The organism is Bacillus paramobilis, assembly GCF_038096195.1.
GTDB lineage: Bacteria > Bacillota > Bacilli > Bacillales > Bacillaceae_G > Bacillus_A > Bacillus_A mobilis.
Map to the genome: position 1 here is coordinate 162,735 of NZ_CP151108.1, position 19,324 is coordinate 182,058.

At 36.6% G+C, this 19,324-nt stretch carries 15 protein-coding genes and 1 pseudogene; 10 read left to right on the forward strand and 6 right to left on the reverse strand.

Going from position 1 to position 19,324, the window contains the following annotated elements:
- Nucleotides 1-425 precede the first annotated feature (425 nt).
- Both AABL52_RS00745 and map read right to left on the reverse strand, forming a co-directional pair.
- Nucleotides 426-1,826, reverse strand: coding sequence for a M28 family metallopeptidase (locus tag AABL52_RS00745; protein ID WP_097844668.1), 1,401 nt, complete (start codon nt 1,824-1,826; stop codon nt 426-428).
- Nucleotides 1,827-2,332: 506 nt separating this feature from the next.
- Nucleotides 2,333-3,127 carry a type I methionyl aminopeptidase gene (map, locus tag AABL52_RS00750; protein WP_002096176.1) on the reverse strand — a complete coding sequence of 265 codons (795 nt, stop codon included), beginning with the start codon at nt 3,125-3,127 and terminating at the stop codon, nt 2,333-2,335.
- A gap of 157 nt (nt 3,128-3,284) precedes the next feature.
- Between map and AABL52_RS00755 the strand changes: the two genes are divergently transcribed.
- Genes AABL52_RS00755 through AABL52_RS00770 form a run of 4 tightly spaced genes read left to right on the forward strand, consistent with a single transcriptional unit; the run spans nt 3,285 to nt 6,648 of the window.
- Nucleotides 3,285-4,187, forward strand: a complete 903-nt coding sequence (locus tag AABL52_RS00755; RefSeq protein ID WP_341518754.1) for an ABC transporter ATP-binding protein — start codon at nt 3,285-3,287, stop codon at nt 4,185-4,187.
- Nucleotides 4,184-4,918 carry an ABC transporter permease gene (locus tag AABL52_RS00760; protein WP_097840442.1) on the forward strand — a complete coding sequence of 245 codons (735 nt, stop codon included), beginning with the start codon at nt 4,184-4,186 and terminating at the stop codon, nt 4,916-4,918. The genes AABL52_RS00755 and AABL52_RS00760 overlap by 4 nt, the downstream gene beginning before the upstream one ends.
- Nucleotides 4,919-6,049, forward strand: a complete 1,131-nt coding sequence (locus AABL52_RS00765; RefSeq protein WP_000570613.1) for a sensor histidine kinase — start codon at nt 4,919-4,921, stop codon at nt 6,047-6,049.
- The gene (locus AABL52_RS00770) at nt 6,046-6,648 is read left to right on the forward strand and encodes a response regulator transcription factor (RefSeq protein ID WP_000619264.1); all 603 of its coding nucleotides are present in this window, start codon (nt 6,046-6,048) and stop codon (nt 6,646-6,648) included. Before AABL52_RS00765 ends, AABL52_RS00770 begins: the two co-directional genes overlap by 4 nt.
- A 15-nt stretch (nt 6,649-6,663) precedes the next feature.
- Here AABL52_RS00770 and AABL52_RS27085 read toward each other — a convergent pair.
- A pseudogene (locus tag AABL52_RS27085) lies at nt 6,664-7,227 on the reverse strand (M4 family metallopeptidase); the annotation flags it as partial.
- A gap of 168 nt (nt 7,228-7,395) precedes the next feature.
- On the opposite strand from AABL52_RS27085, the gene plcR reads away from it, so the two are divergent.
- Together plcR and AABL52_RS00785 are read left to right on the forward strand one after the other, a co-directional pair.
- Nucleotides 7,396-8,253, forward strand: a complete 858-nt coding sequence (gene plcR, locus AABL52_RS00780; RefSeq protein WP_098239536.1) for a transcriptional regulator PlcR — start codon at nt 7,396-7,398, stop codon at nt 8,251-8,253.
- Between the two features lie 87 nt (nt 8,254-8,340).
- Nucleotides 8,341-8,487 carry a quorum-sensing peptide PapR gene (locus AABL52_RS00785; RefSeq protein WP_000734721.1) on the forward strand — a complete coding sequence of 49 codons (147 nt, stop codon included), beginning with the start codon at nt 8,341-8,343 and terminating at the stop codon, nt 8,485-8,487.
- A 16-nt stretch (nt 8,488-8,503) separates the two neighbouring features.
- Here AABL52_RS00785 and AABL52_RS00790 read toward each other — a convergent pair whose 3' ends face one another.
- From AABL52_RS00790 to cls, 3 genes are all read right to left on the reverse strand, one after another.
- Nucleotides 8,504-11,182 (reverse strand): DUF4084 domain-containing protein, encoded by a 2,679-nt coding sequence (locus tag AABL52_RS00790; RefSeq protein WP_340421440.1) that lies wholly within the window; start codon nt 11,180-11,182, stop codon nt 8,504-8,506.
- Between the two features lie 128 nt (nt 11,183-11,310).
- Nucleotides 11,311-12,264: a UV DNA damage repair endonuclease UvsE gene (gene uvsE / locus AABL52_RS00795; protein WP_000605885.1), complete on the reverse strand. Its 954-nt coding sequence runs from the start codon at nt 12,262-12,264 to the stop codon at nt 11,311-11,313.
- 33 nt (nt 12,265-12,297) lie between these two features.
- Nucleotides 12,298-13,491: a cardiolipin synthase gene (cls, locus tag AABL52_RS00800; RefSeq protein WP_341518755.1), complete on the reverse strand. Its 1,194-nt coding sequence runs from the start codon at nt 13,489-13,491 to the stop codon at nt 12,298-12,300.
- Nucleotides 13,492-13,790: 299 nt separating this feature from the next.
- Between cls and AABL52_RS00805 the strand changes: the two genes are divergently transcribed.
- The 4 genes from AABL52_RS00805 (at nt 13,791) to AABL52_RS00820 (ending at nt 19,304) form a co-directional block, all read left to right on the forward strand.
- The gene (locus tag AABL52_RS00805) at nt 13,791-15,902 is read left to right on the forward strand and encodes a heterodisulfide reductase-related iron-sulfur binding cluster (RefSeq protein ID WP_073517206.1); all 2,112 of its coding nucleotides are present in this window, start codon (nt 13,791-13,793) and stop codon (nt 15,900-15,902) included.
- A 109-nt stretch (nt 15,903-16,011) separates the two neighbouring features.
- The gene (locus AABL52_RS00810) at nt 16,012-17,193 is read left to right on the forward strand and encodes an acetyl-CoA C-acetyltransferase (protein WP_423250471.1); all 1,182 of its coding nucleotides are present in this window, start codon (nt 16,012-16,014) and stop codon (nt 17,191-17,193) included.
- A gap of 56 nt (nt 17,194-17,249) precedes the next feature.
- On the forward strand, nt 17,250-18,101 hold the full coding sequence (locus AABL52_RS00815; protein WP_000538861.1) for a 3-hydroxybutyryl-CoA dehydrogenase: 852 nt from the start codon (nt 17,250-17,252) through the stop codon (nt 18,099-18,101).
- Between the two features lie 72 nt (nt 18,102-18,173).
- Nucleotides 18,174-19,304, forward strand: a complete 1,131-nt coding sequence (locus AABL52_RS00820) for an acyl-CoA dehydrogenase (protein ID WP_001009064.1) — start codon at nt 18,174-18,176, stop codon at nt 19,302-19,304.
- Nucleotides 19,305-19,324 lie beyond the last annotated feature (20 nt).

Consider the following 19,324-nt stretch of genomic DNA (forward strand, 5'->3'; position numbering starts at 1 on the left):
TCAAGCTTAGAATACGGTGCCTCATGTAATTTAGGATTAACGTTTTGTTCCATTCAGTTCTTGTTGAATGCATTGTCACTTTTATAGTTAATTTAGAAAAAATATTCCGTAAAGCTGTTTTCTTCTGTAGTCGCAGCCATGTTTATTTCAGGAATAAAAATATTAGTTCCTGAAATAAACATTAAATTTAACGCAACTGTCGGAGTAATTTTTTCATGATAGAAAATCTTATTTGTTAGATGTAAAATTTTTGTTTTACATGCTAATATCATTTAATGGTATATTTGAATGATTATAGTACAATTTGTATTATAAGAGATAAGTCGTATTAATATACATGCAATTATGCATATATTAGAATTTTGAATAGTGTAATATTGTTATGTAATAAAAAACTACCGATTAATCGGTAGTCTAAAATAGTATTAAGCAGCTTTCTGTTCTGTTTGAGTAACAGGTTTTTGAAGAGAATTATAAACACCAGTTCCGATAACCTCTAATGCCATTTTCATACGTTCAGGTGAAATATTCTCAAATACGTTATCTTGAGGTGTGTGATATACCTTTTCGATATGATAGATTAATGGATTCCAACTATCGACACCCATCCAAATGAATAGGGCGGCAGGAATACCAACTTCAGCAAATGGCACGTGATCACTAGAGCCGAATTTCCCTTGCAGTACGAGGTCATTATTTAATTGTTTACCTGCTTGTAAGGCTGCGTCTGTTACAAGGTTTGGAGAACCGTTAGGCGTCATAGCATATAAATTCTTTGCTTTATCGTAATTTGTTGCAACCATGTCTGCATTAAAGACACCTAAAATTCGATCGCGTTCTTTTTGAGCCAGACTATTAACGTAATAATCGGAGCCAAGTAAGCCAGTCTCTTCAGAACCAAAAGCAATAAAACGAATTTCTTTATCAGTTTCTACATTTTGAAAAGCACGTGCTAACTCTAATACTAACCCTGTACCAGAAGCATTGTCGTTTGCTCCAGGTGCTCCAACTACGCTATCATAGTGCGAACTTACAACGACGGCTTTTTCATTACCTGTACTATTTTTTGGTTTCTTTTTAGCGATGATATTTAGTGATGTTAAGTTAGATTCATGTCTCGCCTTTAGAGAAAGAATTGTTGTCCCTTTTTTAGCGATTTCCTCTTTAAATGCATTTCCTTGCGCATAAGCAAGACCAAAGACAGGGATAGACTGCTTTTTCGTTAGGCGGGGATTAAAGGTTTGTCCATAATTTCCGCGTCCGCCAATTAAACTGTATAAAAGGACACCTTTTGCTCCTTTGCTAACAGCATTTTCAACTTGTTTATTATAGTCTGCAACTGTTGTTCCTCTTTCAAATAGAACAATTTTTCCGTTTACTTCATTTGGGATATCCTCTAATTTTGTCCCACCTTGAACAAAGATAAGAGGAGCTGTAACAGCTTCTGTAGAAATTAGTGCGTTAGAGGCAGCACCAGCTTGCCAATTACGCTTTGTGGATAATGGTGATTCAATAAATCCAACGTATTGATCAGGCACTTGAAATGGTTGATATTCTACTTCATAGCCCATTGATTTAAGTTGCATACCAACGTAGCGAGAAGCCCATTCTTCTGATTTTGTCCCACCAGGGCGAGGACCAATTGTTTCGGATAAGAAACGAATGTGTTCGATGGCGCGGCTTGCATCAACTTGTTTTGTGATAGGTGAAGTCTGTGTGATTTCTGACGTGGAATCAGCTTTGGCTTGTCCGATAGGAGCTAAGCTAACAGCGAGTGACACAGCAAGCAAAGAGCTTACTATTTTTTGTTTCAAAGATTTTTTCATTTTTTCCTCTCCTATTCTTCTATTCTCTCTGCCTGACAAAAGAAGACGGATAACGACTTCATTTTACCGTTACCTTCATTTGTTTTCAATATTCTGACATTGAGAAATAAAAAAACGCTATATGCATATTTGCATATTTTTGATGGAGATATGTATGCTATCATTTTAAATGAAGGTTCGCTTTCTGCTTGGAAAGCTCCTACATTGCATGAATCTAGTGTACCCAAACTTTAGATTATGTAGAGAAAAGAATCCTATAGGGTTTCTTTTCTCATGTTTGAATCATGTGATGATAAATATGTTTCCGCATTTCATAATTATCATCAGTGATATATGTAAGGCATCCATATGAAAATACGAGGCTGTTCAAAGGTTTTCCGTACTTTTGGACAGCCTCACCCCGTTAAAAGGACGATACTTTATGTATCGTCCTTTTTCAGGCTGTGGAGAAAATCTTTTCTACAGCCTAAAAAAGAACCGCTTCCTACTAAGAAGCGGTTCCTTTTTTATATTTCTGTTAAGATTATCGGTTCGCCGCGTGTTACGACAACTGTATGTTCACATTGTGCAACAAGGCTTTTATCAGGTGTAACGAATGTCCAACCATCGTCACCGCGCTCGATAATGTGGTCAGCTTTCATAGAAATGAATGGTTCTACAGCGATAACAAGACCGTCTTTTAGAAGCGCATTATCCATTGGGTCAAAGTAGCTTAAAATGTGGTTTGGTGCTTCATGTAAGCTAAGACCAATACCGTGACCAGTTAAGTTTTGAATTACATTGTATCCATTTTTATGTGCAAAGTTTGAAACGGCACGACCAATTTGGTTTTGTTTTGAACCAGCTTTTACCTTTTTCATTGCCGCCCAAAATGCATCAACAGCTGCTTGGCAAAGCTTTTCTTTTGCTTCATCTTCTCCAAGTACAAATGAAATACCTGTATCTGCATAATAGCCATCAAGTGCAGCAGATACGTCGACATTTACTAAGTCGCCTTCTTTTAATACGCGATCTCCTGGAATACCGTGAGCAACTTCTTCGTTTACACTGATGCAAGTTACACCTGGGAAATCATATTCTTTTTCAGGTGCAGAAATAGCACCATGCTCATCTAATACTTTTTTACCGATCAAATCAAGCTCTTTCGTTGTCATACCTGGCTTCGCTTCTTTTTTCATTTCTTCACGTGCAAGCGCAACGATGCGGCCGATTTTTCGTAAGCCTTCTAAATCTTGTTCATTACGAATAATCATGAAAACCACTGTCCTTCCTCGAATATATATCTTACCCGATTGTATCATGTTTATTTTCGTCCTGCTACTCGCTTGCGGTATGTGGGCTGATTCCTCTCATAAGGAATACATGACAATTGTCATATCGATGTCATGACGCATCATACTGTTTCCTAAGTTTTCCAACACGTACAATGTAAATATAAGAAACAGCGGGGGTGGAGAGATGGAAAAGATTATAGAAGTAAATGATGTTTCTAAAACATTTAAACATAAAAGGGCAGTAAATAACGTTTCATTTCATGTGAATAAAGGAGAAATCGTAGCACTACTTGGACCGAATGGTGCAGGGAAAACGACGACGATGTCAATGATGCTTGGATTAAAGGATCCGACAGAAGGAACGGTTTCTATATTTGGAAAGAGTCCCAAGCATAGAGACGTTCGTAATAGCCTCGGTGCGATGCTACAAGAAGTAAGTGTCATTGATAGTATTACAGTGGAAGAGGCAATTGAGTTATTCCGTAGTTATTATAAGAATCCGGTAGCGAAAGAAACGTTACTACAGTTATCAAATTTAGAATCGGAGCGAAAGCAAAGATGTGAGAAATTATCAGGTGGGCAAAAAAGAAGGTTAAACTTTGCACTCGCACTTGCAGGAAATCCTGATTTGTTATTTTTAGATGAGCCGACAGTTGGAATGGATATTACGTCTCGAAGAACGTTTTGGGAAACAATTCGAAAGTTAGCAAGTGAAGGGAAAACAATTATTTTAACGACGCACTATTTAGAAGAAGCGGATGCATTGGCGAATCGTATTTTATTGTTTGCGAATGGAAAGATTATCGCAGATGGTACACCAGATGAGATGAAAGCGACGATTTCGCGAAAAACAATTAAGTTTTATTCGAAGGAAAGTATTCCTGCAAAATTACTAAAAGAATTACCAAATGTAACAGAGGTACAGTCAAACGAAGGGCACTTCACTTTAACAACCGAAGATACAGATGCAACTTTAAAAGCGATTTATCAAAAGAACTTACCTGTAACAAATATTTCAGTTGAACGTGGAAGTCTTGATGAAGCATTTGAACAGTTTGTTGCAAATCAGAAGGAGGAAATCGCATGAGAGCGTTTTTGATGCAATGTAAGATGGAGATATTACGTACGTTTCGCAATAAATTATTTATCTTTTTCTCATTATTAATGCCTGTTATGTTTTACTATATTTTCACAAATGTTGTTCAAGTTCCACAGAACGGGAATGAATGGAAAGCACACTATTTAATTTCTATGACTTCGTTCAGTATTATTGGAACAGCGCTTTTCAGCTTTGGTGTACGTCTTTCTGAGGAAAGACAAAAAGGTTGGGCGCAACTTTTGAGAATTACACCTTTGCCAGAAGGGGCATATATTTCCGCAAAAATTGTTTCGCAAACAGTAGTAAACGTGTTTTCAATCGTAGTTATTTTTATGGCAGGTATTTTAATTAATGATGTTCAGTTAACGTTCGGTCAATGGATTAGCGCTGGTTTATGGCTATTACTAGGTGTAACACCGTTTTTAGCACTTGGATCGATAGTCGGTTCTATTAAAAAGGTTGATGCAGCAGCTGGTTTAGCCAATATTTTAAATATGTGTTTAGCGATTCTTGGTGGTCTATGGATGCCAATCGAAGTATTCCCGAAAATATTAAGATCTATCGGTGAATGGACACCAACATATCACTTCGGAAGCGGTGCATGGGATATTGTAGCTGGAAAATCAATTGGATGGGAAAATATCGCGGTATTAGGAGGTTATTTCCTTATATTTGTTGTAGTATCAATATATATAAGAAAAAGACAGGAAGCGGTATAAATGATAGAGAAGAAGAGGATTGAGATTTTTCCGAAACATATGGGTTTCTTCCCGTATATGTGGTTTGTGTATTTATTATTTCCAATCTACCATTTAGCACAAGCGTCAGGATGGAAGCTTGTACTAGGAAGCGGTATGTTGATACTTTTTATTATCACATACCGTCAGCTATATTTTGTTCAGAAGACGTTTATTTTATGGGCATGCATTCAAATGGTACTCATTTTTTTATTTGCTTTATTTTATAATCCTTTCATGATATTCTTTGGCTTTTTCACGGCAAGTGCGATGGGATTTACGCCAAATAAGAAAGTGTTTCGAGTGCTATTATGTTTGTTAGTTATAATGCTTGGGGCATTTTTATTTATAAATATGAATCAACTAACAACTACAAGTTTAGTAAATATCGTTCCGATGTTTATTTTAATGCTCCTTACGCCATTTGGTATGCGCAACTTTAATCAGAAAAAGATGTTAAGAAGTCAATTAAACGAAGCGAATGAGCAAATTAAAGACTTAGTAAAACGGGAAGAACGTCAGCGAATTGCAAGGGATCTTCATGATACGTTAGGACATACGTTATCACTCATTACTTTAAAAAGTCAGCTCGTGGAGAAGTTAATTGTTAAAAATCCGGAGCGTGCAAGTGCGGAAGCAAAGGAAATTACGCAAACATCTCGTACCGCTTTAAAGCAGTTAAGGGAATTAATTTCTGATATGCGTATGATTACAGTAGAAGAAGAGCTGGAGCAAATAAGAGCAATTTTACAAGCGGCTAATATTGGATTAGAGATAAAACAAGAAACGAGTGCGAGTTCGTTATCACCCATTGAACAAAATATTTTAGGAATGTGTTTACGCGAGGCTGTGACGAATGTTGTAAAGCATAGTAAGGCAACATGTTGCACAGTTTCTGTACTGGAATCACAAGGTGAATTAATTTTGACAGTAGAAGATAACGGAATCGGTTTAGCAGATCAAAACCACGATGGAAATGGTATTCGTGGTATGAAGGAGCGCATCGCTCTTATTGATGGGTTTGTTGAACTAGGTACGATCAATCCAGGGACACTATTAACGGTAAAAGTTCCAGTTGTTATTCGAACAGGAAAAGATGAGGTGAGGGCATGATTCGAATTATTATTGCAGAAGATCAGCGGATGCTTCGTGGTGCATTAGGGGCCTTACTTGATCTAGAAGATGATATTGAAGTAATTGGGCAAGCTGCGAACGGGGAAGAAGCGCTAAAACTAATTGAATCGCTACAACCTGATGTAAGTATTATGGATATTGAAATGCCAATTCAAAGCGGATTAGATGTTGCAGAAACGTTAAAGAAAGAAAAATCAGCATGTAAGGTAATGATTTTAACAACATTTGCACGCCCTGGATATTTTGAACGAGCTATGAAAGCTGGCGTGCACGGATATTTATTAAAAGATAGCCCAAGTGAAGATTTAGCTGCATCGATTCGTAATGTAATGAAAGGAAAGCGAGAGATCTCTCAAGATTTAATGTTCGGCTTATGGCAGGAGCAAAATCCGTTATCAGATCGCGAAAAAGAAGTATTGCTACTTGCGAAAGAAGGAAAGACGGCAAATGAAATTGCGAAGGCACTTTATCTTTCACCCGGCACAGTGCGTAATTACATTTCTGAAGTATTAACGAAGCTCGATGCGAAAAATAGAATTGAGGCAATTACAATTGCGGAAGAAAAGGGATGGATATGAAAAGAAGTTTACCTATGAATGGTAAACTTCTTTTTTCTTATAAACAACGGTTTCACTAGAGAATTTCGTCTCAGTTGAATCACTTGGAATTTGAAGTGTAGTACGTAATGTAGATTTTACTTCATTTTTCGACAAAAAATTTGTTATAGTTAGATTAGGTCATTAGTCTGAAATTTGGACGATTCTTCCATCAGTAGTTGTAATTACTCCATTTTTATCTACTTTTACAATGAAATCTTGACTATATACTTTATAGTTTTTGTAAGTTTGTGCAAGGCGAACTTCGGTTTGGTTTTCTTTTGTTTTTTTTATTTGTAAGTTAGGAATCTACATTCATTTCAGTTGTCATTCACTCTTGTTAAGCTTTCGCCTCGTTTATCTCACCTTTTAAGTGTTTTTCGCCTTATTTTTTTGTATCATTTTGAGGTTGTGTAATTTTTTAAGCGTTAAACTAGGCTAAGCAATAATTTCAACTTTTACTTCTTTTCTATCTAGTTCTTGGGTGTGAATAGCTTCTGCTAATAAAGGAAAAAGAAGATCGAATATACCGAAGGCACGGGCAAGTTCTCTATAAATTATCCATAAAACTCTTAATCTATTATTGTATGTGAGTTGATTTGTATGAGGAATTTGCCGAATTTTATATATATTATGCATTATTTCATATCAAAAATTTTCGAATTCACATTATTGTAGTGGTATGACAACTTAACAAAATAGATTGTTATAATGGGATGGTGAGTAAGTATGCACGCAGAAAAATTAGGAAGTGAAATTAAGAAAATTAGGGTAATGAGGGGATTAACACAAAAACAGTTATCCGAGAACATATGTCATCAATCGGAAGTGAGCCGAATTGAATCGGGCGCAGTATACCCAAGTATGGATATATTGCAAGGTATTGCAGCAAAGTTACAAGTTCCCATTATTCATTTTTATGAGGTACTCATTTATTCGGATATTGAGAGAAAAAAACAGTTTAAAGATCAAGTCATTATGCTGTGTAAGCAAAAAAAATATAAAGAGATTTATAATAGAGTATGGAATGAGCTGAAAAAGGAAGAATATCATCCCGAATTCCAGCAGTTTCTTCAATGGCAATATCATGTAGCAGCTTACATATTGAAGAAAATCGATTACGAATATTGTATTTTAGAATTAAAAAAATTATTAAACCAACAATTAGCTGGAATAGATGTATACCAAAATCTCTATATAGAGAATGCAATTGCAAATATTTATGCCGAAAATAATTATTTTAAGAAAAGTATTGAGTTATTTGAAGATATATTAAAACAATTAGAGTCATTGCATGATAATGAAGAATTTGACGTGAAGGTAAGATATAATCATGCAAAAGCATTATACTTAGACGAGCAATATGAAGGGTCACTTTATCAAGTAAATAAAGCGATTGAAATATCATGCCGAATTAATAGTATGGCATTAATTGGACAGTTATATTATCAAAGAGGCGAGTGCCTAGGAAAATTGGGATATGATGAGGCAGAGATTGAGGATGCGTATAAAAAGGCAAGTTTCTTTTTTGATATATTAGAAATGCATGCATATAAAGAAGCGCTCGCGGATAAAATCAGCAAATAGATACCCTAAAAAATGGATATGCATAATTGCATAGGATATGGATAAAATTTCATGATATATTAAAATAAAAAATGTGGGTGATGGAATATGAAGAAGCTACTTATTGGTAGTCTATTAACGTTAGCGATCGCATGGGGTATTTCATTAGGTGATACAGCATTAGAGAAAAGCCAAGTAATTTCTCATAATGATCAAGAGGTACAATTAGCAGGAGATCTACCTTTTGAATATTAAAAAACAACCGTCTTACTTAGACGGTTGTTTTTTTGTGGAGTAACCTCCAAACGTCTTTACTAGAAACAGGTTTGCTAATAAAGAATCCTTGAATGTGGTCACAGTTTTGTTCATGTAAAAATTTCCATTGTTCTTCCGTCTCTACACCTTCTGCAATAACTTCTAAATGTAGTTCTTTTGATAGTGTAATGATAGAAGAGATGATCGCTTCCTCTAAAGGGCTATTTGAAATGCCACAAATAAACTCCCGAGCGATTTTTAATGTGTTGATTGGATATTTTGTTAAATAAGCTAAAGAACTATAACCAGTTCCAAAGTCATCGATTGAAATTTGAATACCGAGATTTTGAAGCTGTTCTAGTTTGGAAATGACAGATTGATTTTGATTAATAGCGATACTTTCTGTAATTTCGATATCCAGTGCTTCAGGTTTGAGTTCGGTTTCTTCTAATACTTTTGAAATAGTAGGGATTAAATTTGCATGGTTAAATTGAACAACAGATAAATTCACACCAACTTTCAAGTGAGAAAAACCTTGATTATGCCATCTTTTTGCCTCTAAGCAAGCGGTACGTAAAATCCAATTTCCAAGTTCAATAATAAATCCAGTTTCCTCAGCTAGAGGAATGAATTGGGCAGGAGATACGATGCCGAGTTTTGGATGCTTCCAGCGAATTAATGCTTCAAAACCGATAATTTGTTTTGTTGTTGTATTTACTTGTGGCTGGTATTCAAGGAAAAATTCATTTTGTTGTAATGCTTTTGCAAGTTCACCTTCTAAGAATTGAATTTCACTTTGGGCGATACTCATTTCTTTTGAGAAGAAAACAAATCTGTTTTTTCCATTTGCTTTCGCGCGATACATAGCCATATCAGCATTTTTCATTAATTCTGTTACATCTGTTCCATAATCAGGGTACATGGCAATTCCGATACTTGGTGTAATAGATAGTTCTTCTTCTTTAATGAAGAATGGTTTATTTAAAATGGTTAAAATCTGTTCAGCTATAAAAGCCGCACTTTTCTCTGAGTACATATCTGGTAATAGAATTGTAAACTCATCTCCGCCTTGGCGAGCAACGACATCCTTTGAACGCAAGCAACTGCGTAATCTTTTTGCTACTTCAATTAATAATAGATCTCCGACATCGTGACCAAGTCTATCGTTTATTTTTTTGAATCGATCTAAATCAAGGAACATGACGGCAACATCATTCGCGTTAGTTTGAGCTGTATTTAAAATGTTTTTTAAATCTTTTTCAAACTTTCGGCGATTTGGTAATCCAGTAAGTGCATCATGAAAGGCTAAATGTTCTACTTGTTTTTGCTTTTCATATAAAGTTGTAATATCACGTGCTATGCCGAACATCCCAACAACTTCTTTGTTTATGAAAGTAGGGATGAGTGTAATATGGAGGTAATAGTAATAGCCTTCTTTTTCTTTTGTGCGAATTTCTAAAGTTTGTGGTCTACCTTCTTTTGTCATTTGTAAAGCTTTTCTTAGTAGATCATGGTCTTTTGAGTCAATAAAGTGTAGAAGAGAATAGCTTTCTACTTCACAATAGTAGGCAGTAAATAAGCTTTCACAAGCTGTATTAGATTTTTGGAAAATACCATCCATATTTAAAGAGAAAACGGCATCAGGATGATCTTCGAATAACGATTTATAGCGTTGTTCACTCTTTGATAACGCAGATGCACCCTCTTCTACTTTGCCTTCTAGTTGTGTAGTCAACTGTTCATATGTATCGATTAGTGCTTGATTATCTTTCCACATATAAAGTTGTCTTAGGAATAATAAGATGAGTGATAATACTAGACCGATTAGCATAAACTTATCATCCCAAGGTTGAATAAGAATAAAGGAAAAGGTAATGATTATACTAAAATAGGGTAATATAAAGCGCACATAGTCGAATCGATAATACTTCGTTTTCGTTTCATGCTGTATTGGTTTATCTAAAATGTATAGTATGGATGATAAACCGATTAATAAAATCGAAGCAGTATGTACTAAATAAGAGACTTCAGAAGAAGTTTCCATTCCGACATTTAGTTGGAGCAGATGTATATATCCGTACACAAGTATGATAGTAAAGCCGATAATTAATGAAATCCTGCTAGCAGAATATTCTTCTCTTCTATATAGGCTAATAACCGCGTAAATTACTAATGATTGTGCAATAAAATATCCAATTAAAATCCACTTATCTGTTGTTAACATACGAAAGTTTGAAAGGTCTAAAATAAAAGTTAAGGTAAAATAAATATTCATAATAACAATAAAGATGCTATCAAATGAAAATTGAGCAAGGCCTCTAATAGAGTAATGTTTTATGAACTTGATAGCAAAGCCAGAGAAGAGCAAAATATATTGTACGATGAAAAAGGGCAAGGCCTTATATGAGAATATAACTTGGTCATATATAGAAAGTGAATGAAGAAATAAAGTTATCTCCATTGTCAATCCACATAGGCAAGTGCATAGTACTAAAACCCAAAATAGTTTGTCCCCGCGCTTCATTTTCATAATTGCTTTATATAGGCAATAGCAAGAAAAGATTGTGGCAAAACAAAATAAGAAGAGAATTCCAATTTCTTTTATATTCAAGTTCTTAGGAATAAGAAATATCCAAAGAGAAAATATAATTATATACATCATCACAAAGTGTACATATTTTTTTTGATTAATCATAGTATGACTCCGTTTCAATAAAGTTGAATCACAGGTGGAAAATGCCAACTCCAATCATAGCATATAAAATAGGGTGTTTTTTATTAAAAAACTTACTTTTTTTGAAAAAAATAGCGCAATGTTACAATTCACCATTGTAACATTGCGCTTTTTATCCTTTTTATTCCTCTTATAGAGGAAATTTTATCTACTAATTGAAAAAGTGCTAAATCTTTTTGTTTACTTTCAATCATAATATCGAAATTCTGATTGATTTTTTTTGCAATGTGTAAGAAAGGCTTAATAAATTCTAAATCAATATATTCAGCATGGGCCCTAAATTCTTTTTTGGATTTAGGGGAGGAAATATGAACTTTAGGAGGGATATTTGTATGTGACCAAGTTTCAAAAATTGCGGGAAGTAACAATTCTAGCGGTTCCTCGCAAAGGTTTGCTATGTGATGATGATAATCGAATACGAATGGGATTTTTTCTTTTTGGCAAATAGATAAAGTTTCAGCAGTTGTATATGTTTTATCATCGTTTTCAAGCGTCATTTGCTTTTTTATATGTGTAGGAAGTTTTTTTATATTTTCATGGAAACGCTCAACCGCTTTTTCTTTATTTCCATAGGCACCACCTACATGGATATTAATATAGGAAGAATCTGCAACTCCTATCGCATCTAATACTTTATAATGATAGGCCATATCTGTAATAGCGTTAGTTGTAATATGTGGCTTGTCGCTTGTAAATAGCGTAAATTGATTTGGATGAAAACTTACTCGTAAATTGTGTTCTTTAATTAATGCCCCAATTTTACGCCAAAGCGGTATAAATGCCTCGATATAATCAAAATCGACTTCCGGATGTGTTGCAAGTGGGACAATGGAAGAAGATAAGCGATATAACGGAATTTCATGAGCTATATTGTAATGAAGAATACGTATTGTATGCTCAAGATTCTGTCTTGTAACATCGTATAATTTATCTTCACGCTCTTGTTTACTAAGCTTTTGAAAGCTTGTAAATGTCATCGTTTTGGCAGGAGAACAGTCCCACAGTGCCATTGCATGTGATACATATCCGAACCGCATAATCATATGTGATACACCTCTTTTTACTCATTATCTTTCCTATAAGAAGAAGGAAAGTATCGTTCCTATCCATTCTTTCCCTCTATCAATAAGAGAAAGGGTGCTAACATCTTTAAAGGAAAGCAAGGACGCGTTTTCTAAATCTTCATGGAATCTGTTTTTTACTATTTGTATAAAATGTTTATCATATAAAAGGCAGTTGATTTCATGATTAATATATAAACTTCTCATATCAAAGTTTGCAGTTCCGATATCACAAATATAATCGTCCACTATAATAACTTTGGCGTGAAAAAAACCTTGTTGAAATGCGTAAATATTACAACCGGCTTGTATTAACTTTCGGCAATATGGAAATTTTGCTTCTCGGACAAGGGCGTGATCAGCTTTTTCTGGAACGAGAATCGTGACTTTAACCCCACGTTTTCGTGCTTTTAATAATGCGTTCATAATTTTTTTTCCAGGAATGAAATATGGTGTACCGATAAAGAGTTCTTCTTTCGTATTTTCAATTAAGTGTAAAAAAGTATGTTGTAAATAAGCCCCATCGGTCGGAATAAATTGATGTTGGATGGTACCAGGTTGCAGTTTCGGAAAATAAAGAGAAGTATCCAATAAGTTTTGGTTTGTATCATCAAACCAGTCATGTAAAAATTGTTTTTGTAAATCTTGTACTCCTTCGCCTGAAATGCGTAAATGATAGTCTCGCCATAATCCTAAACGTTCATTATGTCCCAAATACTCTTCACCGATATTAAATCCACCGATATAACCAATTTTTCCGTCAATTACTGTAATTTTTCTGTGGTTGCGCTGATTGGCAGAAAAGAAAAGGAACGGAAATTTCACTTTATGACAAAATGAAAAAGAGACGCCGTGTTTTTGTAGGGAATGAATTGCCTCGTTTGATAAATAATGGCTTCCCAATCGATCGAGTAGAAGTCTTACTTCAATTCCTTCTTTTGCCTTATCGATAAGTAACTTTAAAAATTCACGACTGATTTTATCGTTTTTTACAATGAAGAACAAAACGTGTACATGGTGCTTTGCTTGTTGTATATCAGTAAATAAAGCATCATATAAATCCTGTCCGTATGTATAAAGGTGAAAATTACTTTGACGTAAAGGGAAAGCACGAGAGCGCACACGTTTTAAATGAAGAATCCTCCCACATAAAAGGTCAATTGTAATCCAAAGAATAACGCATATTAACAAGAGAGATAAGAAGAACATAAGTGAATTCCCTCCTTTGCATTCTTTTCACCTTCATTTTGCTGGTTGTCCGATAAAGGACGATTGGTGAGTCTAATAATCAGTAGGGAATAAACAACTTTCTACTGATTAAAGTTTCACTTTATAGTTTCACCGAAATAAACAGCTTTATTAAAAAATATGTTGTTGTATAACAAAAAACTGTTGACTGAATGCTCACTCATTATATAATGAAGATAGGGGAAAAAAATCAGAAAATTATATGTTTTTGAAGATTCTAAAAAAGAAAGAGGGCTTACAAAGAGAGGGGTAGCATAAAAATGAATAGCTTACTGATCATGAATTGGCTGGCTGCCATTGCTGTTATTGCTTATGCGGGATATTTGTTTGTATATCTTATACGAACGAGGATGGCCTACATACAGTTAGGAAAAAAGATTGAATTTGACCGTCGTTTTAAAGAGCGTTGGGATCTCCTTAAGGTCAATGTTTTCGGTCAGAAAAAGCTGCTGAAAGATAAGAAGAGCGGCATTATTCACGTTATGTTCTTTTACGGATTTATTCTTGTCCAATTTGGAGCAATTGACTTCGTTTGGAAAGGACTCGCACCAGGATCACATCTTCCACTTGGACCACTATACCCTGCATTTACATTCTTCCAGGAAATTGTCACACTTGTTATTTTAATTGCAGTCTTTTGGGCTTTTCATAGACGTTATGTTGAGAAGCTAGTTCGTTTAAAACGTAATTTCAAATCAGGCCTTGTTCTTATCTTTATTGGTGGCTTAATGATTTCTGTGCTACTCGGTAATGGGATGGGAATTATATGGCACGGCGAGGAGCTTTCATGGAGTGAGCCAATCGCTTCTGCAATCGCTTACGTTTTCTCGGGAATAAATGAAACCGTAGCCATTTCTGTGTTCTATTTCTCTTGGTGGGTGCATCTACTAATTTTGTTAACGTTTTTAGTGTACGTTCCACAATCAAAACACGCGCATTTAATTGCGGGACCAGCTAACGTTTTCTTCGGTCGTCTTTCAAATCCAGGGAAACTTGAAAAGATTGACTTTGAAGATGAAACGCAAGAAACATTTGGTGTTGGTAAAATCGAAGACTTTAGACAAAATCAGCTTATTGATTTATACGCTTGCGTAGAGTGTGGTCGCTGTACAAATATGTGCCCGGCAACAGGAACAGGGAAAATGTTATCGCCGATGGATTTAATTTTAAAACTGCGCGATCATTTAACTGATAAAGGAGCAGCAGTGACATCAAAAGCACCGTGGGTTCCAGTAGTTGCTTTTAATAATACACAAGGAAATCAGTTAGCGATGATGGCGGCTGGGAAAGGGCAACAAGAATCAGCGGCTACAACGCTAGCTTACGATCCGAGTTTAATCGGAGATGTTATTACAGAAGAAGAAATTTGGGCTTGTACAACGTGCCGTAACTGTGAAGACCAGTGTCCAGTTATGAATGAGCATGTTGACAAAATTATTGATTTACGCCGCTATCTTGTTTTAACAGAAGGAAAGATGGACGCGGAAGCGCAGCGTGCGATGACAAACATCGAGCGTCAAGGGAATCCGTGGGGACTGAACCGTAAAGAGCGTGAAACTTGGCGCCAAGGTGATGATGAAGTAACGGTTCCAACTGTAAAAGAAAAATCGAAAGCTGGCGAGGAGTTCGAATATTTATTCTGGGTTGGTTCAATGGGATCATATGATAATCGTAGTCAGAAGATTGCAATATCATTTGCGAAGTTAATGAACGAAGCAGGCATTTCATTCGCGATACTTGGTAATAAAGAAAAGAATTCTGGGGATACACCGCGACGTCTTGGAAATGAATTTGTCTTCCAAGAGATGGCGACAAAGAATATCGAGGAATTTGAAAAAGCAGGAGTGAAGAAAATCGTTACGATTGATCCTCACGCTTATAACACGTTTAAAAATGAGTATCCAGACTTTGGCTTGCAAGCAGAAGTCTATCATCATACAGAATTGTTAGCTCAGTGGGTGAAAGAAGGACGCTTAAAACCTGTTCACGCTATTGAGGAAACAGTTACGTACCATGATTCCTGCTATTTAGGAAGATACAACGAAGTATACGAAGCACCGCGGGACATTTTGAAAGCAATTCCTGGTGTGAATCTCGTAGAAATGGCACGTAACCGTGAAACAGGAATGTGTTGTGGCGCAGGTGGTGGCCTAATGTGGATGGAAGAGACAGCAGGTTCACGTATTAACGTTGCTCGTACAGAACAAGCACTAGCTGTAGAGCCATCTATTATCGGTACAGGTTGTCCATATTGCTTAACGATGATTAGCGATGGGACGAAAGCGAAAGAAGTAGAAGAGAATGTTCAAACTCTTGATGTAACAGAGATTTTAGAACGATCTGTTATCGGACAGAAGAAAGAAGCGATGTAATTTGTAGGAATGAATACAACTTTAGAGAGGTGCAATCATTGCACCTCTTCTCAACGTAAGAACACCGAGCGAGCGCTCGGTGCTAAAAAAAGAGATGGGGGAAATAGATATGAGTAAAACAGTTATTTTAAGTGCTGCAAGAACACCGGTTGGGAAATTTGGAGGATCTTTAAAAGACGTGAAAGCAACAGAACTTGGGGGAATTGCAATTAAAGCAGCGCTTGAAAGAGCAAATGTTTCTGCTAATGATGTTGAAGAAGTTATATTCGGAACAGTTATTCAAGGTGGACAAGGACAAATTCCATCACGCCAAGCTGCGAGGGCTGCTGGAATCCCTTGGGAAGTGCAGACGGAAACAGTAAACAAAGTTTGTGCATCAGGGCTTCGTGCGGTTACGTTAGCGGATCAAATTATTCGTACTGGCGATCAATCACTTATTGTAGCTGGCGGTATGGAGTCGATGAGTAATAGTCCTTACATTTTACGCGGAGCAAGATGGGGATACAGAATGGGAAACAACGAAGTGATTGATTTAAACGTTGCTGACGGTTTAACATGCGCATTTTCAGGTGTACACATGGGTGTTTATGGCGGAGAAGTTGCGAAGGAAGATGGAATCTCTCGTGAAGCGCAAGATGAATGGGCGTACCGTAGCCATCAACGTGCAGTTTCAGCGCATAAAGAAGGACGTTTTGAAGAGGAAATCGTACCAGTAACGATCACGCAAAGAAAAGGCGATCCTATTGTCGTTGCAAAGGATGAGGCGCCGCGTGCGGATACAACGATTGAAAAATTAGCGAAATTAAAACCTGTATTTGATAAGACATCAGCAGTGACAGCGGGTAATGCGCCAGGACTAAATGATGGTGGTGCCGCACTTGTACTAATGAGCGAAGACAGAGCAAAGCAAGAAGGAAGAAAGCCATTAGCGACAATTTTGGCACATACAGCAATTGCAGTGGAGTCTAAAGATTTCCCAAGAACACCAGGTTATGCAATTAACGAATTGTTGAAAAAAACTGGCAAGGCAATTGAAGATATCGATTTATTCGAGATTAATGAAGCATTTGCAGCGGTAGCAATTGCAAGTACAGAGATTGCAGGAATTGACCCAGACAAATTGAATGTAAATGGCGGCGCAGTGGCAATGGGACATCCGATTGGAGCAAGTGGAGCGCGTATTATCGTAACACTTATCCACGCACTGAAGCAGCGCGGCGGCGGAATTGGAATTGCTTCGATTTGTAGTGGTGGCGGTCAAGGTGACGCAATTATGATTGAAGTTCGTTAATTTACGTGTAGGTGATTTTTGATTTATTAACAATTTATATTAAGGGGGAAGAAAGAATGGGTGTACAAAAAATAGTTGTAATTGGTGCGGGACAAATGGGATCGGGAATTGCGCAAGTATGTGCAATGGCAGGATATGATGTGAAGGTACAAGATTTAAAACAAGAGCAATTAGACAGAGGATTGGCTATTATTACGAAAAACTTAGCGCGCCAAGTAGAAAAAGGACGCATGAAGGAAGAAGAGAAGGAAGCAACGTTAAATCGCCTTACAGTAACGCTTGATTTAGATTGTGTGAAGGAAGCGGACCTTATTATTGAAGCAGCTGTTGAGAAAATGGATATTAAAAAGAAAATCTTTGCGAATCTAGATGAAATTGCTCCAGAACACGCAATTTTAGCGACGAATACGTCATCTCTACCAATTACAGAAATTGCAGCGGTAACGAAACGTCCGGAGAAAGTAATCGGTATGCACTTTATGAATCCGGTTCCGGTTATGAAGCTTGTTGAAATTATTCGTGGTTTGGCTACAGATGATGCGGTATATAAAACGATTGAGGATATTACGAAGAAAATTGGGAAAGTACCAGTTGAAGTAAATGATTTCCCAGGGTTTGTATCGAACCGTATTTTATTGCCGATGATTAACGAGGCAATCTATACGTTATATGAAGGTGTAGCGACGAAAGAAGCGATTGATGAAGTAATGAAACTCGGTATGAATCATCCGATGGGGCCTTTAACGCTCGCTGATTTTATCGGTTTAGATACATGTTTATACATTATGGAAGTGTTGCATGAAGGTTTAGGTGATAGTAAATATCGCCCATGTCCATTATTACGCAAGTATGTGAATGCAGGATGGTTAGGACGTAAAACGGGTCGTGGCTTCTACGTTTACGAATAAAATCCTCCCTTTATTAAAATAGTGGTCTTACCAAATTGTTAAAAAGATATATAGCAAACGGAGGCGAAGAACATGAATTTTCATTTTACTGAAGAGCAACAAATGATGAGGAAAATGGTTCGAGATTTTGCGCAGAAGGAAATAGCTCCCTTTGTTCCTAGTATGGAACAAGGGGTGTTCCCGAAAGAGATTTTGCAAAAGATGGGTGAGCTTGGACTAATGGGTATTCCAGCGCCTGCAAAATATGGCGGGGCAGAAATGGATTTTATTTCATATATTTTAGCAATTGAGGAAATTTCAAAGGTAAGTGCAACGGTTGGTGTAATTTTAGCTGTACATACGTCAGTTGGAATGAATCCGATTTTATACTTCGGAACAGAAGAACAGAAGCAGAAATATGTTTCTAAACTTGCGACTGGTGAGTATTTAGGTGCATTTGCTCTAACAGAACCGAATGCAGGATCAGATGCAGGGAGTTTGAAATCAAGAGCTGTAAAGAAAGACGATCACTACATTATTAATGGATCGAAAGTATTTATTACAAATGGCGGTGAAGCAAGTACATACATTGTATTCGCTTCTACAAATCCAGAGGCAGGAAAAAGTGGGATTTCTGCATTTATAGTAGAGAAAGATACACCGGGCTTAATTATTGGAAAAGATGAGCATAAAATGGGACTTCTCGGTTCTCGCACAGTACAACTTACGTTCGAAGATATGAAAGTGCCGGCTGAGAATTTACTTGGTGAAGAAGGACAAGGATTTAAGGTAGCGATGGCAAATTTAGATGTTGGGCGAATTGGAATTGGTGCACAGGCTTTAGGAATTGCGGAAGCAGCGCTTGCATGCGCAATTGATTATGCGAAAGAACGTGAGCAATTCGGAAAGCCAATTGCGGCGCAGCAAGGAATCGGATTCAAACTTGCAGATATGGCAACTAGTGTAGAAGCAGCGCGATTACTTGTATATAGAGCGGCATCGCTAAGAGCACAAGGATTACCATGTGGTAAAGAGGCATCTATTGCGAAATTATTCGCTTCTAAGACGGCTGTTGAAGTTGCGATTGAAGCGGTACAAGTATTTGGTGGTTACGGTTATACGAAAGACTATCCAGTAGAACGATTTTTCCGTGATGCGAAAATCACGCAAATATATGAAGGAACGAGTGAGATACAGAAACTTGTTATTAGTCGAGCTTTATAAAAGGAAAAGGGGGAGACGGG

Excerpts from the sequence above, each read along its gene's own strand:
- AABL52_RS00755 (WP_341518754.1), top strand. The coding sequence starts at position 3,285 with ATGGAAAAGATTATAGAAGTAAATGATGTTTCTAAAACATTTAAACAT.
- plcR (WP_098239536.1), top strand. The coding sequence starts at position 7,396 with ATGCACGCAGAAAAATTAGGAAGTGAAATTAAGAAAATTAGGGTAATG.
- AABL52_RS00810 (WP_423250471.1), top strand. The coding sequence starts at position 16,012 with ATGAGTAAAACAGTTATTTTAAGTGCTGCAAGAACACCGGTTGGGAAA.
- map (WP_002096176.1), bottom strand. The coding sequence starts at position 3,127 with ATGATACAATCGGGTAAGATATATATTCGAGGAAGGACAGTGGTTTTC.
- AABL52_RS00820 (WP_001009064.1), top strand. The coding sequence starts at position 18,174 with ATGAATTTTCATTTTACTGAAGAGCAACAAATGATGAGGAAAATGGTT.
- AABL52_RS00770 (WP_000619264.1), top strand. The coding sequence starts at position 6,046 with ATGATTCGAATTATTATTGCAGAAGATCAGCGGATGCTTCGTGGTGCA.
- cls (WP_341518755.1), bottom strand. The coding sequence starts at position 13,491 with ATGTTCTTCTTATCTCTCTTGTTAATATGCGTTATTCTTTGGATTACA.
- AABL52_RS00815 (WP_000538861.1), top strand. The coding sequence starts at position 17,250 with ATGGGTGTACAAAAAATAGTTGTAATTGGTGCGGGACAAATGGGATCG.
- AABL52_RS00765 (WP_000570613.1), top strand. The coding sequence starts at position 4,919 with ATGATAGAGAAGAAGAGGATTGAGATTTTTCCGAAACATATGGGTTTC.
- AABL52_RS00760 (WP_097840442.1), top strand. The coding sequence starts at position 4,184 with ATGAGAGCGTTTTTGATGCAATGTAAGATGGAGATATTACGTACGTTT.
- AABL52_RS00785 (WP_000734721.1), top strand. The coding sequence starts at position 8,341 with ATGAAGAAGCTACTTATTGGTAGTCTATTAACGTTAGCGATCGCATGG.
- AABL52_RS00790 (WP_340421440.1), bottom strand. The coding sequence starts at position 11,182 with ATGATTAATCAAAAAAAATATGTACACTTTGTGATGATGTATATAATT.
- AABL52_RS00745 (WP_097844668.1), bottom strand. The coding sequence starts at position 1,826 with ATGAAAAAATCTTTGAAACAAAAAATAGTAAGCTCTTTGCTTGCTGTG.
- uvsE (WP_000605885.1), bottom strand. The coding sequence starts at position 12,264 with ATGATTATGCGGTTCGGATATGTATCACATGCAATGGCACTGTGGGAC.
- AABL52_RS00805 (WP_073517206.1), top strand. The coding sequence starts at position 13,791 with ATGAATAGCTTACTGATCATGAATTGGCTGGCTGCCATTGCTGTTATT.